Below are 2092 nucleotides of genomic sequence, written 5' to 3'. Positions count from 1 at the left end.
GTTGGGTCGGGCCCGGGCGCGGTGCCTGGATTGCTCCAGGTCCGTTTCCCGGACCCGCCCGCCGAACCCGGCGTGCGACTCTCACCGCACCGGGCTCTCCACGAGGTCATGCCGTTGGGGTGGGCTTGTCGGTGTGGGCTGCCAGGGGTTCGGGATCTTGGTGCCGCGATAGCGGTATCGGGTCACGGGGGCCTTCGCGATCTTGAACAGCTCGACCCCGTCGAAAGCGATCGGCTGCCACCCTTGCGGGGTGCGTAGCCATCGCTGGATGGCTCTCCAGGTCATGCGGTTGCGGCGCATCACCCAGTTGATCACTCGCCACCAGATGAAGTTCTGCAGGTGGGAGAAGGTGTGCTTGGCGACCGCGTGCTTGAAGTAGTTGGCCCATCCCCGCTGGATGTAGTTGATCCTCACCAGCGTTTCCCGGTAGCTCAGGTGCGACAACCGGCGGGTCAGTGACTTGATCTTCCGTTTCAGCGCCTGGACCGGTTTGTCGGCGATGAACGTGTAGACATGCCACTTGCTCGTTCCTCGTTTCCGCTGCCAGACGATGCGGAATCCGAGGAAGTCGTCGGCGTAGCGGACCAACTGCCACGTCGCCAGTCCTTTGGCGCGTCGTTGCCTGCGCTGCTGGCCGGTGCCCGCTGCCGCCCATTGCTCGACGAAGAACTCGTCGAGAACCGACAACGCGATGTTGGCCAGCAGTGGTGAGAGGATCCCTCCCTGGGGTGTGCCGGACGTGATCTCGTTCCGCTCGCCGAGCTCAGTCATGATCCCGGCCTTGAGGAACGCCTTCACCAACGTGAGCACTCGCTTGTCCTTCACCCGCGCTCGCACCCGGCCCATCAGGGCCGGGTGGTCGATACGGTCGAAGCACGCCTCGATGTCCGCGTCCAGCACCCACCGGTAACCGGCGGTGGCCAGATGCTGGATCTCAGCGATCGCGTCGTGCGCACGCCGGTTCGGCCGGAACCCATACGAGCAAGGCTGAAAGTCCGCCTCGAAGATGGGTTCCAGGACCAACTTCAGCGCCGCCTGGACCACGCGGTCCGTGATGGTCGGTATCCCGAGCCGGCGTAGTTTCCCGCCGGTCTTGGGGATCATCTTCTCCCGTACTGGTAGTGGCCGGAACGTGCCGGTCTTCAGCAGGGAACGGACATGGGTCAGGAACACTTCGGGCCCTGCCATGCTCACGTGGACAGCGGTGACGCCGTCCACTCCGGCAGTGCGGGCTCCGGCATTCCCGGCGACCCGTTGCAACGCCACGACCAGCGTGGCGGGGTCGCTGACGAAGTTGTAGACATCGTCAAACCGGCGACCGTGGTCGGCCGCCGCCCAACGGTGCAGCTTGACCTGCATTCCCCGTACCCCGTGTCCATGCCTCTTCCGGGGTCGGCCACGTGACGGCGGTATCCACCACCGTGTCTTCGGGCATCGCAGTACCTCCCTTGCGATCTCGCTGCCGCCCTTCCCCATGTGACCGGCTCTCCCGGCCTCGGAGTACTACGGCGGCTCCGCCCTCTCCCGACCCGATCGGCCGACGGTGGACCCAACCCGAGGCGCCGTCTCCGGCTGAGACGGCCCCGGGCAGAGCCGGGAGAGTTCCCGTGTTCACTGACTGATCGCTCGACGAAGGAGGCACCCGGCTATACCCCCGCGGCATCGCCACGGCTACCCCGCAGCACTTCACCGTGGCCTCCCGGACCGCCGAACGTCAGCAGCCGCAGGAGTTCCCCGTCCCGAGAGAAGAGGACCAGGACGCACCGCACCCAGCCCATATCCGCCAGGTTGGAGCTGGTAGGGATCGTTAGGAGGCTTCAGACACCGGTTCCTCGCGTATACCTCTCCGTCTCGCTTGCCGGACCCGCGCCATCTGGCAGTGCTGGTCACGTCCCGGCGTTGTCGGGGCCGCTTGCCACCCTCCCCGGCACCTCCCGGATCAGGCTGCCCCCAGCTTCACCACCCAGCTGCGACAGGGCGGCGGTGGCGGTCTCTCACCTCCACTCGATCAATCAGCGCCTCACGGCGCACCCTCTCGACTACCCAGCGTTTGCCGATCTGGACCGGGGCGGGCACGCCCTTGCGGGCGATG

General features: G+C 66.4%; 1 protein-coding gene. It reads right to left on the bottom strand.

The window, feature by feature from the left end:
- Nucleotides 1-81: 81 nt before the first annotated feature.
- Complete coding sequence (locus Vqi01_RS30155; protein ID WP_204038528.1) at nt 82-1359, bottom strand: group II intron reverse transcriptase/maturase; 1278 nt, start codon at nt 1357-1359, stop codon at nt 82-84.
- Nucleotides 1360-2092: the final 733 nt, after the last annotated feature.

The organism is Micromonospora qiuiae (assembly GCF_016863555.1).
Taxonomy (GTDB): Bacteria; Actinomycetota; Actinomycetes; order Mycobacteriales; family Micromonosporaceae; genus Micromonospora; species Micromonospora qiuiae.
The sequence above is the reverse complement of the archived record's forward strand: the minus strand, read 5'-3'. Positions and strand labels throughout refer to the sequence as shown.